We start from the raw sequence: 13,976 nt of genomic DNA on the forward strand, positions 1-13,976 counted from the left end.
GTGGCGGTCAGGAGCATGTTGCGATCCCGAATTATCTTGAGCGCCAGTTCGCTGTAACGGAGCCAAACCAGGTATGGTGCGGCGATGTGACGTATATCTGGACCGGGAAACGCTGGGCATACCTTGCGGTTGTTCTTGATCTGTTCGCGAGGAAACCGGTGGGCTGGGCTATGTCGTTCTCCCCGGGCAGCAGACTGACCATCAAAGCACTGGAAATGGCATGGGAAACGCGTGGTAAACCAGCCGGAGTGATGTTCCACAGCGATCAGGCTAGGCACTATACGAGCAGGCAGTTCCGACAGTTGCTGTGGCGTGACCGGATCAAACAAAGCATGAGTCGGCGTGGTAACTGTTGGGATAACAACCTGATGGAGCGCTTCTTCCACAGCCTGAAGACAGAATGGGTGCCGACAAAGGGTTACAACAGCTTCAGCGAAGCTGCTCATGAAATTACCGACTATATCGTGGGATATTACAGCGCACTCAGGCCGCATGAATATAACGGTGGGTTGCCACCAAACGAATCAGAAAATAGATACTGGAAAAACGCTAACGCGATGGCCAGTTTTAGTTGACCACTACAACATGCCGCTCACCCGCAGCAGGAAGTCCGCATGGGGTTTGAACAGGGCTGGATCCACCTGATAGTGGCTTTCAATGTGCTGCGTTGCCAGCAAAGGCTCGCCGGCGGCCACCCGCCCAATCAGCGGCAAACCGCTTTCTTCTTCTATCATCAGCCGAATGCCGCGCGACGCGCCGGAGACAATTTCAATGGCGCCCTTGCGCGCCAGCGCCTTCAAATGCTCTTCCGCCGCATTGGGCGAACGAAACCCCAGACGCAACGCAATCTCGGCACGCGTGGGGGCATGCCGTTCTGCGTGATATGGTCGCGGATCAGGTCAAAAACCTCTTGTTGTCTGGTGGTTAGCGCTTTCATTTCGTCCCCTGTTTGTTTATGGGTCTTTCCCTGTTGTGGTGGATCGGGGCATTATAATGGCAATCTTGATACTCTGAGGTGCCAGCCATGGACGAAAAGTCCCTCTATACCCACATTCTCAACCTGTCCGCGCCGTGGCAGGTTAATTCTCTCTCCCTCGATAAAAATGCCGGTTTTGTGACGGTCACCGTCGGTATCGCTGAGCATACGCCTTTAACCTGTCTGACCTGCGGTAAATCCTGCCCCATATATGACCATCGACATCGTAAATGGCGTCACCTTGATACCTGCCAGTTCACGACACTAGTTGAGGCGGGTGTTCCTCGCATTGATTGCCCTGAACACGGTTGCCAGACACTCCCCGCTCCCTGGGCTTGCCCTGGAAGCCGGTACACGCTGTTGTTCGAGTTCTTTGTCCTCTCATGGCTCAAAATCAGCACGGTAGATGCCGTCAGAAAGCAGCTTAAGCTAAGCTGGAATGCCGTGGACGGCATCATGATGCGCGCCGCTAAACGGGGTCTTGCCCGGATAAAAAACCTTTATCAGCCCGTCACCTCTGCGTGGATGAAGTGGCCTTCAAAAAAGGCCATCAGTACGTCACCGTTATCTCTGACCATCAAGGCCGTGCTCTGAAACTAACAGATGACCATGGTATGGAGAGTCTCGCCAGCTATCTGCGCTGCCTGAGCGATCGCCAACTGGACGAGATAAAAACGCTGTCGATGGACATGAACATGGCCTATATCAGCGCGGCCCGGATCCATCTTCCTAATGCTGTGGATAAAATCGTCTTCGGCCACTTCCATGTGGCAAAAACGCTCTGCGCCGTTGTTGATAAAACACGTATGGCTGAAATGAAATGCATCCCATCGTCAGACAGGAAAGTGGCTTATCGCTCGCGCTATCTGTGGTTTTACGGTAAACAGAACCGGCATGGACGCAGGTCGTCCGACAGGTTGGAAGTTGCACGCTTGGTGTTACCCCAAAGCAGTCAGTGCTGGGTCATGAAAGAATTTGCCCGCGACCTGTGGCACCGCCGCTATGATAGCCATAGCCGAAAGCTGTGGCAGGAATGGATGATAATGGCAAAGAACAGCGGAATACCGCTGATGGTCAGCGTTGGCAGGATGGTGGCAAAGCGCCTTTAGGACATCCTGAATGTGATGAAAAACCGAGTGTCAAACGGCAGTGCGGAGTCGCTAAACAGTAAAATACGCCTGCTTAGGATTAAGTCACAGGGCTTCAGGAATAAAGAACGGCTCAGGCTGGGTGTGCTGTTCCACTACGGAAAGCTGAACATGGCGTTCTGAGTCTCCCAGCATGATCGGGGACGACCCTTGTTTATACAGTCTTTCTGAGAGTATATACAGGTCATTGCCAATTGAAAACCGAAAACGCGCGAAATAGGGTGTCATTCACGATAATATAGGCTTTTCGCCGTTGCGTTGCGGCAACGGGGGCGCCCAAGCACGGAAGGTGGCAGCGTTTACGCCGTGGTCAGATGCCCTGGATTATTCACTGCCACCGGCAGATTACCGGCAAGTATCAGAAAACTCGAACCCAGCGGGCATCATTTTTGCGCGTGATACTGCAGCGGCCGCCGCTGTGGCCCCGGACAATGACGCCGCCACAGATCTGCCGCGGGGTTTCTGGTATGCTTGCATCGCATTGCTAACAAGAGGCTTCACGGAGATATATCAGATTGGCGTAGAATCTATTATACGTTGTTGGATTTACCGCTAAAGTTGCTGGTAAGAAGTAAAGTCATTCCGGCCGATCCGCGCGCTGAAGCCGGCCTTGATCCCCGGCAGCCCATGATGTATGTGCTGCCTTATAACTCCAAAGCGGACCTGCTCACCCTGCGTATGCAATGCCTGAAACAGGGTTTGCCCGACCCGCTGACGCCGCTTGATATCGACGGCGTCACCCTGCCGCGTTATGTATTTATTCATGACGGCCCGCGCGTGCTGACGTGGTACGCGGAAAAGTGACAGTCCGTTTCGCTGTTTCATAATTACCTCGATTTGCACTGCTCCAATCCTCCGCTGGATGTACAGTTGGTGCCGGTATCGGTCATGTTTGGCCGTTCGCCCGGCAGGGAGTCGCAAACCTCCCAGCCGGCACCACAGTTGCGCTTGCTGAACGGTATCGAAAAGTTCTTCGTGGTGCTATGGCTCGGGCGCGACAGTTTCGTGCGATTTTCGCGGCCGCTGTCGTTGCGCCATATGGCCACCGAGCACGGCACCGACAAGTCTATCGCCCAGAAACTGGCACGGGTGGCGCGCATTCACTTCGCCCGGCAGCGGCTAGTGGCGGCGGGGCCGCGCCTACCGGTGCGCCAGGATTTATTTAATAAGCTGTTGGCGTCTAAAGCCATTGAAAAAGCGGTGGAGGATGAGGCGCGCAGCAAGAAGATCTCGGTAGAAAAGGCGCAACAGAATGCGATTGAACTCATGGAGGAAATCGCTGCCGACTTCTCGTATGAAGCGATCCGCCTCTCCGACCGGGTTCTTAGCTGGACCTGGAACCGGCTGTATCAAGGGCTGCACGTACACAACGCCGAACGGGTGCGTCAACTGGCCGAAGAAGGCCATGAGATCGTCTATGTGCCATGCCACCGCAGCCATATGGATTATACTGCTGCTTTCCTACATGCTTTACCATCCAAGGGCTGGTGCCGCCGCACATCGCCGCCGGCATTAACCTCAATTTCTGACCGGCTGGGCCGATTTTCCGCTATCTGGGTGCATTTTTTATTCGCCGCACGTTCAAAGGCAACAAGCTTTATTCCACGATTTTCCGCGAATACCTGGGTGAGTTATTCACACGCAGCTATTCAGTGGAATATTTCGTCGAAGGCGGCCGTTCCCGTACCGGACGGCTGCTGGATCCGAAAACCGGCACGCTGACCATGACCATCCAGGCCATGTTGCGCGGCGGCAATCGTTCTATTACGCTGGTGCCGATTTACGTCGGCTATGAACATGTGATGGAAGTGGCGACTTATGCCAAAGAATTGCGCGGCGCGGCCAAAGAGAAAGAGGGGCTTTGGCAAATGATGCGCGGATTGCGCAAACTAAGCAATCTCGGCCAGGGTTATGTCAATTTTGGCGACCCCCTGCCCCTGGCGACCTGGCTGTCGCAGCAGGTGCCGCAGTGGCGTGATTCCGTCGACCCGATAGAGGCCCAGCGCCCCGGATGGCTGGCGCCGGCGGTGGACGAGATTGCCGCCACCCTCATGGTGCGGATCACCAACGCCGCTGCAGCCAACGGTCATCAATTTATGCCCCAGCATGCTGCTGGCCTCTCGCCAGCGCTCGCTTACCCGCCCGCAGTTGCTGGCGCAGCTGGTCTGCTATCTTGAGCTACTGCGCAATGTGCCCTATGCGCCGGACATCACGGTGCCCGATCTGACGCCGGAGGCGTTGTTAGCCCATGCTCTGGCGATGAACAAGTTCACCGTCGAGCATGACACCATCGGCAATATCATCTGCTTGTCGCGCGATCAGACCGTGTTAATGACCTATTACCGCAACAATATTCAGCATCTCTTGATTCTGCCGTCACTGGTGGCAAGTATCATTTGCGGCCATCCGGGGATCGAACGCGCCCGGCCGCAAACAGCGGGTCACGCTTCTCTATCCGCTGTTAGAAAGCAGAGCTGTTTATGCGGTATAGCAAGCAAGAGTTACCGCCGGTTATCGACAGCCTCATCGCCAAACTGGCGCGTCAGGGACTGGTGGACGCGCAAGAAACACGGCTATATCCGGCGCAAACGCGTGTGTATGTTTTGCAACTGTTGGCCGCAAGTGTCAGCGAGACGCTGCAGCGGTATATGCCATTACCTTTTCGTTATTACGCGCCAATCCGCAGCCTAACCGCGGAACGCTAGAAAAAGAGAGCCGCATTATGGCTCAGCGGCTATCGGTACTGCACGACGGCATCAACGCGCCGGAATTTTTTGATAAAGCGGTGTTCTCAACGCTGGTGGCGACGCTACGCGCCGAGGAATATATCAGCGATACCGGCGATGCCATTGACGAAAAGGTCAGTGAGATGTGCGACATTCTCGGTCAATTAATTACTCCCGACGTGCTTGGCACCATCGAAAGCACCAGCTTACTGGCAAACGGGCCGGCGAGTGCGACGCTGCCGGCGGAATAGCGGCTACGCTGCCCTTTACGTTCCGCGGCTATAGCATCACGCCGCCTTTGTAGACACCTTCGCCGGCGCCGATCACCGCCGGCGTTACTTTATAGGCACTGGCGACATCTACCTGCGCGCCGGAAGACCCGTTGACGCAAGCACCGCGCAGGCGCTCTGAAACACATTTAAGACAGGGGTCAATGGGGCAGTAAGCTCAGCAAAATGCCAATAAAAACCAGCACCCCGACGAGGTTATTATTTAAAAACGCCCGGAAGCAGGCCTCCCGTTCGCGGTCAGCGATAAGCTTTTGCTGCCAGAGGAATAACCCCGCCGCGACAGGCAGCGCCAGATAGTAGATCCTGCCAAGTCCGAGCTGCCAGCCGATAACGCCCAGCAGCAGTAGCGTCACCAACTGCAGCAACCCAATGATAAGTTTATTGAAACGCCCAAACAGGATAACAATAGATTTGACGCCGATGCGCAGATCATCATCCCGATCCACCATGGCATATTGGGTGTCGTAAGCCACCGTTCAGGTAATATTTGCCAGGAACAGCAGCCAACAGTTTAAAGGTAAAAACTCACTTACTGCGGTGAACGCCATCAGTATCGACCAGCCGAACGCCGCACCCAGCACCAGCTGCGGCAAATGCGTATACCGCTTCATGAAGGGGTAAACCCAGGCTAACGCCAGCGCCAGCGTCGAAGCGAGACGGTCATGCTATTTAGCGTCAACACCAGCGCAAAAGAGATCCCCACCAGCGCGCCGAACAATAGTTTGGCTTCTTTTTCACCTATCGCGCCGCTGTGCGACGGGCGGGCGCGGGTGCGTTGAACATGACCACCTATTTTACGGTCCGCATAATCGTTTATCACGCAGCCGGCGGCGCGCATGAAGAAGACCCCTAGAATGAACACCGTTAACGTTCCCAGCGCGGGTATAGCCATGCCCGCCAGCCACAAAGCCCATAGCGTCGGCCACAGCAGCAGCAGCGAGCCGATAGGCTTATCGATTCGCATCAACCGGCACCATGCCTGCCATCTATCCTGTGTCAGACTGTGATCCAACGGAATTCTTCTTTACTGTTGTGGCACATCGTTGCCGCTGATATACAGCGGGCAGTCGGGTAAAAACGCTTCCGTCAGCAGCAACGGTTGCCCCTCGGGAAGCTGCCGGCAGGCACGCCGCGCCCATAATGTGCCAACCTGGCCGAATTGGATAACGGCGCGCGCCTGCGGACGGTGACGGAACAGCCATTGCCCCAGCGGCACATCTTCCGGGCTCAGCACCTGCTGCGCTGGCCCCCCCTCCGCGGCGGCGGGCACCAACGTGCGCGCAGTCAATCCAAGGACGGTCATGATCATACAGCACCACTTCCCGGAGCCAGAATCGCCCACAATCCGGCAATAGCGCCGCCTCCCCCGCTTCGATGCAGGCGGAGACAAACCCTTCGCGATAGCGCCGGCCGCAAATTTTCCCGCAGTGCTTTTCAAGGCGTCGAGTCATCGACCCGCGCTCGGTCAGCCAGCTTCGCGTGGTGTCGGTGGGCCACGCCGGCTGGCCTCCAGGAGCCAGCGAATACCGTCAAGTAGCGCCACTATGGCCTGATCCTGCATAGGGCCTGCGCTCCCGTATTCAAAGATTTCATTGTAGCCCAGAACCTCCTTTTATTGACATGCCGTAAACACAATTCAGCGCGTCATGCACACTGCGGGCCCCGGCGGCCGCGACGATAAATAGAGTAGGCGCGCGTAGCGGTAAAAACACCACGTTCAGGAGCGTCTGTCGGAAAAAAAGGTTTCCCGGAGGAGGCCATTTGCATTGTGCATCGCGCCAGCGCGCTTATTCCACCGCGGGCGACCGTTCTTCGGTCAGGCCATACAGGTAGTATTTGCGTCCCACCATCTGACCGCCGTTGCGGGTGAGCAGCGTCCAATTGAACTGCGCACGGGTCCGGTTCGGCGTGACCGTCAGGACATCCAGCGGGATTGAGAGATAGAAGCCTTTAGTAAAGAAACCTTCACCGTATTCCTCTTTCGAGACATTGGTGAAGGTCGTATACGCACCGGCGGTGATACCACTGTCGAAACGTTTCGAGAGGTCAAACGTCACCCCTTTGTCCTTCGCCAAATATTGCCCGACGCTCGCCTTGACCAAAACGCCCTTCAGGAAGGTCAACTGCCAATAGCCTGTTAAATTACCGGTGGCGACTTTATAGTCGGTGAACTTTATCATATTGTCCCAATCGCGCTGTTTGACGTAGTTACCGTCAACTCCCACCGCCCAGTTGCTGTCCAGCGGACGGTAAAGCAGCTCGCCGACGACGACGCCGTACATCATTTCCAGGTAACCACCGTACAGCTGGCCATACCAGATGTAAGTGGTCTGCAAATTGCTGATATAAAAGTCATTTTCTACGTAGGAACGGATGTGCGTACGTACCCGCGGCAAATGGGAATCTGACGGCGGTTTGGTGTAGTTGAATTTGTCGTAGTTGTTAACGATATTGCCAAACAGGCTACCCGACAACGACCAGTAATTGGCGTGCCTTCCACGCCAATCTGATACATCAATCTGATACATGTAGAAGCTTTCCGGGCCGCCGAAGGATTGATTCAGCACCGGCGACCAACTCAGCTGCAGCCGGCTGCGATCAATATAATAAGCCCTGCTCGGCGGTTTTCGGCACGTCAGGCTCGACGCGGCGCTGAATCAACAGCTGCTCATGGCCCAGCGGGTAGCCTTCTAGCGTATCCTGCAGGCGGCGCACATTGGTTTCGGTCGTCATCATCGGCATATTTTCGCGCGTTTCGCTGACTTTCAGCGTATCGATATTTTCCGGCAGATTATTCACCATAATGCGGTTGGCGCGATCCACGCCCTCCGCGCTATCGCGGTACTTATACTGCTGGCCGGTCATATACATGGTATGACCTTTAACCTGGATATGCGACGACGAATAACCGGCGTTGCTCTGCATGTCGGTCAACTGCGCGCGCACCCTGTCCACCGAGTCGGCCAATTCGCCGTCATTATCGCCGCGCCGCTCCGCACTAAAAGCACTTAATCGAGCTAGCAACTGCTGTTGCGCCTGCTGCTGTATCCCGCTGGCGGTCCTTTCCGCAATCACGGTGCCCGGCCACCACGTGCGTCCGTTAAGCTCAGGCCGCAGCGTAAGCTGTTCCAGATTGGCGGCGCCTTGTAACACCCGCGCCTGGAATTGCCCAGGATAATGAATCGTTACCCGGCTGTCGGCCATAGCAAACGCAATAAAACCAGCACATAAACTCACGGCGACTAAGCGTTGTTTTTTCATGGTTTATAGAGATTTAAGATGATGGTTTCGATCGGGAAGTAGTCCGGTCCGATAAATTGTTCGGTTTTTATCACGGCAGCGGACCGCGCATCCACCCAGTAGCGATTACGGTAGTGCGTCTTGAGTTCTGTCACGGTGACATCTTCCTCAAGCACGTGGGTCGCGCGGGGGGAACATTGAGTATCGTCAGCGTTTCATTATCCGCCAGACTAAAGCGGGAAATAAATGTCGCGGCCCGCAGTTAGCCCTTTTCTGTCCAGGAACGGGTGAACGTCGCATTCGGTGCCATTTAGAATGCGATCGGGATGGATGAGGGGATCGGTGTCGAGGTTGGTCACTTCCAGCAGGTTATCCGTCAATCCCAGAGTCTTGACGAGACGCCCGTTGCGCGTCACCAGCATCGCCTGGTTGCGGGTAGCCCATTTCAAATTACCCTGTTCGGCATATGCCAGCACCACGAAAATCTGCGACCCCTCGTTCACCTCGGCGTACTTACTGGCGTAAGGGATCGCGTGCACCTGCACCGGCGTCATCTCAACGTCAGGCGTCCCAAAGATGGCCAATGCGAACGTATCACCTATTTCCTTTTGTGACTGAATGCAAGCGGCCAACGGAAAGCATACTACTAACAAAAAAAATAGCGCACGTTGTTTCATCCTAAACGAAAAATGCCCAAAAAATAACCACACTTGCGTGTGGTTACTGATTATTTTTTTACATTAGAAGGTTGAAGTCGTGGTGCTCGTGCTCGGGTTGTTACCACCGCTACCGTTATCGTCGTTGTGGGAGGAAATCAATGCCGCGCCAGCGATAACGGCGATAGCGCCGACACCTACCGCAGTAGCTGCGCCAGCACTCAGGCCGGAAACCGTTGTACCACCTGCGGTGCCGCCCTGGTCAGCACCGGTGGTGGCCGGTGCTGCGATAGCATAGGAACCACTCGCCATCAACGCTGCAGCTATTACTACACTTAACAGTTTTTTCATATTAAATACCTTTAACTCATGAGGATAATTACTATAAATCAAGTTACTTGTTATTAACATAATATAATCATCGTAAAAAAATATAATGCAATAAAATATAGACTGCACTCTTGACTCATGAGAAGGTCACAACAGTGCTGAAAAGCGAGTAAGAACGGACGATTGTGGAATATTACACTGCTTTGTTATTGAAATGTGAAATTAAATATCAACATTACCCCTTTACGGTCGCGATAATTTGCTAAAAAGCACACTATATTGCCCCACCTAAGGTAAAAAGTTGCAGCGATGTATTACATTAACGCCTGTGGCTAGTAGCAATAACGCAGACAAAGAATAAGCATTAACTTAATGTTTTATAATGATTAAAAATAGGAATTTATTGTTAAATTTTACTGTCATTGTCCAGCGCTTGCCGGTGTGTTCTTAATAAGAACCCTAAAAGTGTTTCTAAATCGCTACCGCCGTCACGCTTTACTCTGTTGATCGCCGGGCACTAACAGAAAGGGGGCCAGTTTCTGGCCGCGCGCTCTCAAGAAAAGTTTATCAGTGACGCCAGGATTTATAGCGATTGATCAGGCCATTGGTGGAACTATCATGGGCATCAATCGGATTATTCTGCGCCAATTCCGGCAGAATGCCGTTGGCGAGTTGTTTGCCTAACTCAACGCCCCACTGGTCAAAGGTATAAATATTCAATATCGCCCCTTGCGTGAAAATCTTGTGTTCGTACAGCGCAATCAGCGCGCCCAAACTATAAGGGGTAATCTCGCGCAGCAGGATGGAGTTGGTGGGGCGATTGCCCTCAAACACTTTGTACGGCGCAACATGCTGCACTTGATCCGGTGATTTCCCGGCCGCGCTGAATTCCTGCTCCACCGCTTCGCGTGACTTGCCAAAAGCCAGCGCTTCGGTCTGAGCAAAGAAATTGGAGAGCAGCTTGGCGTGATGATCGGCAAGGGGATTGTGGCTGATGACGGGCGCGATAAAGTCGCAGGGGACAATTTTAGTCCCTTGGTGGATCAGCTGATAAAACGCATGCTGACCGTTGGTGCCCGGTTCGCCCCAAATAATAGGTCCGGTTTGATAGCTGATGGGATGCCCCTCGCGATCGACATATTTTCCATTCGACTCCATATTTCCCTGCTGGAAATAAGCGGCAAAACGGTGCATGTATTGATCGTAAGGTAAAATCGCCTCCGTCTCCATTCCGAAGAAATTGTTATACCAAATACCGATGAGCGCCAAGAGCACCGGCAAATTTTTATCTAGCGGCGTCGAGACGAAGTGATGGTCCATAGCGTGCGCGCCGCTGAGCAGTTTTTCAAAATTATCGAAGCCGAGCGACAGCGCAATGGACAGACCGATGGCGGACCAGAGCGAATAGCGGCCTCCCACCCAATCCCAGAACTCAAACATATTCTCGGTATCGATGCCAAATTCCGCTACCGCTTTTGTGTTGGTAGACAGCGCGGCGAAATGACGGGCGACATGTTGCTCATCCCCGGCGGTTTTCAAGAACCAATCCCGGGCGCTGTGAGCGTTGGTCATGGTTTCCTGGGTAGTAAAGGTCTTGGACGCCACCAGAAATAACGTGCTAGCCGGATCCAGGTCTTTTATCGTTTCCGCAATATGCGTTCCATCCACGTTGGACACATAGTGCATATTGAGATGGTTTTTATAAGGCCGCAGCGCCTCGGTCACCATATACGGGCCAAGATCGGAGCCGCCGATGCCGATATTAACGATATCGGTGATGGTCCGGCCGGTATACCCTTTCCATTCGCCGCCGATTACCCGATCACAAAATTGTTTCATCTTTGCCAGCACCGCATTAACGTCCGGCATGACATCTTTGCCGTCCACGTTAATCGGCGTGTTGTTGCGGTTGCGCAGCGCAACATGCAACACCGCCCGATCTTCGGTACGGTTGATTTTCTCGCCGCTGAACATGGCGGCGATAGCCTCCTTGACGCCACACTCTTTCGCTAGCGCCAGCAGTCGGGTCAATGTTTCGGCGGTGATGCGGTTTTTTGAGTAGTCCACCAGCATCTGATCGTCGAAGGTGGCCGAGAAAGAGGAAAAACGCTCAGGCTCCTGCACGAACAAGTCGCTTATCTGCACGTCTTTCATCGTAGCGAAATGTTGTTGCAGCCCTTTCCAGGCCGCGGTATGACTAGGATTAATATTTTTCATAACAACACTCTTATAGGTGACTAAATCGTCGCATATTTTTTTGATTGTATCGCTTAACGCCGCGCAGGGGATGCCTTTTCTTGCGCTAAGCTAATGATAGCGCCTGGTGCCAGAACCGGCGTCACTTTGCGGCATGCCTTTATTCAGCCTAACAAACTCACGCTGATTTTCCTGCTGCAAATTGCCGTCTGCCGCGAAACAAGCCGGCGATAATAAAATCACGCGTTGCTACGTTGACATCACCGTTATTACCCGTTATTTCTAATGCCCTAGTGACGTATCTGATGCGTTAACCAGAAGAGGCGCGTCGCCTAAACAGGGTGTGTAGAATCCGTTTCCCCGTGATCTCCACCTGAGGGGGAGGGACGCCGAAACGGTAGCGGGCATACAGGCTAGCCGCCGTCGACCACAGAAGCTGAATCCCCTGGGTTGTCACCAGCATTGTTCGCCACCAGGCGATCGGCACGGTGGGGCGCTTCTGGGTGTACCCGTAGCCAACTTCTACGCCTGCTCCCTGTTTTCCGCGCTTGACTCGTGCCTGGTCTGTTTTCACCGATATCATCAGCTATGGCATCCGATACGAGGCATTTTTAGGCATGTCAAACAACTCTGCTGCTCCCCTGCGGGTAGCCAAATTCGGCGGCACCAGCGTGGCCGATTTCGACGCGATAAACCGCAGCGCGGATATCCCGCGGTGCGTCTGGTGGTCCTTCCGCCGCGGCCGGCGTTACCAATGTGCTGGTCGCACTGTCGGAAGGCAACAAAGCGGAGCGCCGCGCCTACTATCTGGATGAAATCCGCCGCATTCAATACAGCATTATCGACCGTCTGGCGGAACAGACGATGATCCACGAAGAGATCGACCGGATATCGATAATATCGCTATGCTGGCCGAGGCGGCGGGTTTGGCAACGTCTCTGACACTGACCGATAAGCTAGTCAGCCACGGCAAATTGATGTCGACGCTGCTGTTTGTGGAAATCTTGCGCTAGCGCGGCGTAACAGCGGCGTGGTTTGATGTGCGTAAAGTCATGCCTACCAACAATCAATTCGGCCGCGCCGAACAGGACAGCCATGCTCTTAAGGCGCGGGCGCGCACCCTGCTGCTGCCGCGCCCGGAAACTGAGCTGGTCATCACTCAAGGCTTTATCGGCTGCGAGGCAAAAGGGCGCACCACCACACTCGGACGCGGCGGCAGCGACTATACCGCAGCGCTGCTGGGGGAAGCGCTGGAGACGGGGCGAATCGATATCTGGACCGATGTGCCCGGCATCTATACCAGCGATCCGCGCGTCGTGCCGATGGCCAAGCGCATTGACGAAATCAGCTTCGAGGAAGCCGCGGAAATGGCCACCTTTGGCGCCAAAATTTTGCACCCTGCGACGCTGCCGCCGGCGGGTACGCAGCGCGATTCCGGTCTTTGTCGGCTCCAGTAAGGATCCCAGCGCCGGCGGCACCGCTGGTGTATAATCACACCGACAATCCGCCGCTGTTCCGCGCTTTCGCGCTTTAGCTCTGCGCCGGCGCCAGACGCTGCTGACATCGCACAGCCTCAATATGCTGCACGCCCGCGGTTTTCTGGCGGAAGTGTTTAATATTCTGGCGCGGCATGCCATCTCGGTGGATCTTATCACCACCTCCGAAGTCAGCGTGGCGTTAACCATGGATACCACCGGCTCCACCACCACCGGCGCGAGCCTGCTCACGCAGGCGCTGCTGACCGAGCTCTCCTCGTTGTGCCCCGGGTAGAGGTGGAAGAGGATCTGGCGCTAGTGGCATTGATTGGTAATAAACTGTCGCAAGCCTGCGGGGTGGGAAAAGAAGTGTTCGGGGTTCTGGATCCGTTCAACATCCGGCTGTAGTGGCACACTGAATTTGGCCACCTAAACAGAGGTGATATGCTCACCTCAGAACAACACGGGTGCACCAATGAAAAGAAAAAATTTTAGTCCTGAATTCAAACGCGAATCCGCTCAACTGGTTGTCGACCAAAATTACACCGCCGCGCCAGCAGCAAAAGCCATGGACGTCGGCCTTTCTACGATGACGAAATGGGTAAAACAACTGCGTAATGAGCGACAGGGGAAAACACTAAAAACCTCTCCCATAATCCCGGAACAAATCGAAATACGTGAGCTCAAGAAGAAGGTACAACGCATTAAAATGGAAAACGAAATATTAAAAAAGGCTACAGCGCTCTTGATGTCAGACTCCCTGAACAGTTCTCGTTAATCGGGAAACTCAGAGCACATCATCCTGTAGCCATACTCTGCCACGTGTTCAGGGTTCATCGCAGCAGTTACAAATACTGGAAAAGTCGTCCTGACAGGCCAGACGGCAGGCGAACGGTATTGCGCAGTCAGGTTCATGAACTGCACAGTATCAGCCATGGT

At 54.2% G+C, this 13,976-nt stretch carries 4 protein-coding genes, 10 pseudogenes and 1 riboswitch; of the genes and pseudogenes, 5 read left to right on the forward strand and 9 right to left on the reverse strand.

Annotation, left to right across the window (positions count from 1 at the left end):
• Positions 1-575 (forward strand): IS3 family transposase (locus tag ACTBDU_RS12830; protein ID WP_438806723.1); only part of this gene is annotated, 575 nt, incomplete at its 5' end.
• Positions 576-584: 9 nt separating this feature from the next.
• On the opposite strand, the pseudogene lexA reads toward ACTBDU_RS12830, so the two are convergent.
• Positions 585-937 (reverse strand): annotated as a pseudogene (gene lexA / locus ACTBDU_RS12835) (transcriptional repressor LexA); the annotation flags it as partial.
• Positions 938-1,024: 87 nt separating this feature from the next.
• On the opposite strand from lexA, the pseudogene ACTBDU_RS12840 reads away from it, so the two are divergent.
• Both ACTBDU_RS12840 and plsB read left to right on the forward strand, forming a co-directional pair.
• A pseudogene (locus tag ACTBDU_RS12840) lies at positions 1,025-2,247 on the forward strand (ISL3 family transposase).
• 384 nt (positions 2,248-2,631) lie between these two features.
• Positions 2,632-5,101 (forward strand): annotated as a pseudogene (gene plsB, locus ACTBDU_RS12845) (glycerol-3-phosphate 1-O-acyltransferase PlsB).
• 179 nt (positions 5,102-5,280) lie between these two features.
• On the opposite strand, the pseudogene ubiA reads toward plsB, so the two are convergent.
• The 8 genes and pseudogenes from ubiA to pgi form a co-directional block, all read right to left on the reverse strand.
• Positions 5,281-6,152, reverse strand: a pseudogene (ubiA, locus tag ACTBDU_RS12850) (4-hydroxybenzoate octaprenyltransferase).
• 12 nt (positions 6,153-6,164) lie between these two features.
• Positions 6,165-6,449 carry a chorismate lyase gene (locus ACTBDU_RS12855; protein WP_438806726.1) on the reverse strand — a complete coding sequence of 95 codons (285 nt, stop codon included), beginning with the start codon at positions 6,447-6,449 and terminating at the stop codon, positions 6,165-6,167.
• Positions 6,450-6,465: 16 nt separating this feature from the next.
• Positions 6,466-6,591, reverse strand: a pseudogene (ubiC, locus tag ACTBDU_RS12860) (chorismate lyase); the annotation flags it as partial.
• Between the two features lie 336 nt (positions 6,592-6,927).
• A pseudogene (locus ACTBDU_RS12865) lies at positions 6,928-8,113 on the reverse strand (YjbH domain-containing protein); the annotation flags it as partial.
• Positions 8,114-8,122: 9 nt separating this feature from the next.
• Positions 8,123-8,401, reverse strand: a pseudogene (locus ACTBDU_RS12870) (capsule biosynthesis GfcC D2 domain-containing protein); the annotation flags it as partial.
• Positions 8,398-9,057: pseudogene (locus ACTBDU_RS12875) on the reverse strand (YjbF family lipoprotein). The pseudogenes ACTBDU_RS12875 and ACTBDU_RS12870, both read right to left, overlap by 4 nt.
• Positions 9,058-9,120: 63 nt before the next feature.
• Positions 9,121-9,387 (reverse strand): hypothetical protein, encoded by a 267-nt coding sequence (locus ACTBDU_RS12880; protein ID WP_438806724.1) that lies wholly within the window; start codon positions 9,385-9,387, stop codon positions 9,121-9,123.
• Positions 9,388-9,933: 546 nt separating this feature from the next.
• Positions 9,934-11,583: a glucose-6-phosphate isomerase gene (pgi, locus tag ACTBDU_RS12885; protein ID WP_438806725.1), complete on the reverse strand. Its 1,650-nt coding sequence runs from the start codon at positions 11,581-11,583 to the stop codon at positions 9,934-9,936.
• Positions 11,584-11,872: 289 nt separating this feature from the next.
• A riboswitch (Lysine riboswitch) is annotated at positions 11,873-12,069 on the forward strand.
• A gap of 110 nt (positions 12,070-12,179) precedes the next feature.
• On the opposite strand from pgi, the pseudogene lysC reads away from it, so the two are divergent.
• Both lysC and ACTBDU_RS12895 read left to right on the forward strand, forming a co-directional pair.
• A pseudogene (gene lysC / locus ACTBDU_RS12890) lies at positions 12,180-13,442 on the forward strand (lysine-sensitive aspartokinase 3); the annotation flags it as partial.
• A gap of 70 nt (positions 13,443-13,512) precedes the next feature.
• Positions 13,513-13,976, forward strand: a pseudogene (locus ACTBDU_RS12895) (transposase); the annotation flags it as partial.

The organism is Sodalis sp. (in: enterobacteria) (assembly GCF_051710625.1).
Taxonomy (GTDB): Bacteria; Pseudomonadota; Gammaproteobacteria; order Enterobacterales; family Enterobacteriaceae; genus JBPESN01.

Coding starts and splice junctions, on each gene's coding strand:
- ACTBDU_RS12855 (WP_438806726.1), bottom strand. CDS start 6,449: ATGATCATGACCGTCCTTGGATTGACTGCGCGCACGTTGGTGCCCGCC.
- ACTBDU_RS12880 (WP_438806724.1), bottom strand. CDS start 9,387: ATGAAAAAACTGTTAAGTGTAGTAATAGCTGCAGCGTTGATGGCGAGT.
- pgi (WP_438806725.1), bottom strand. CDS start 11,583: ATGAAAAATATTAATCCTAGTCATACCGCGGCCTGGAAAGGGCTGCAA.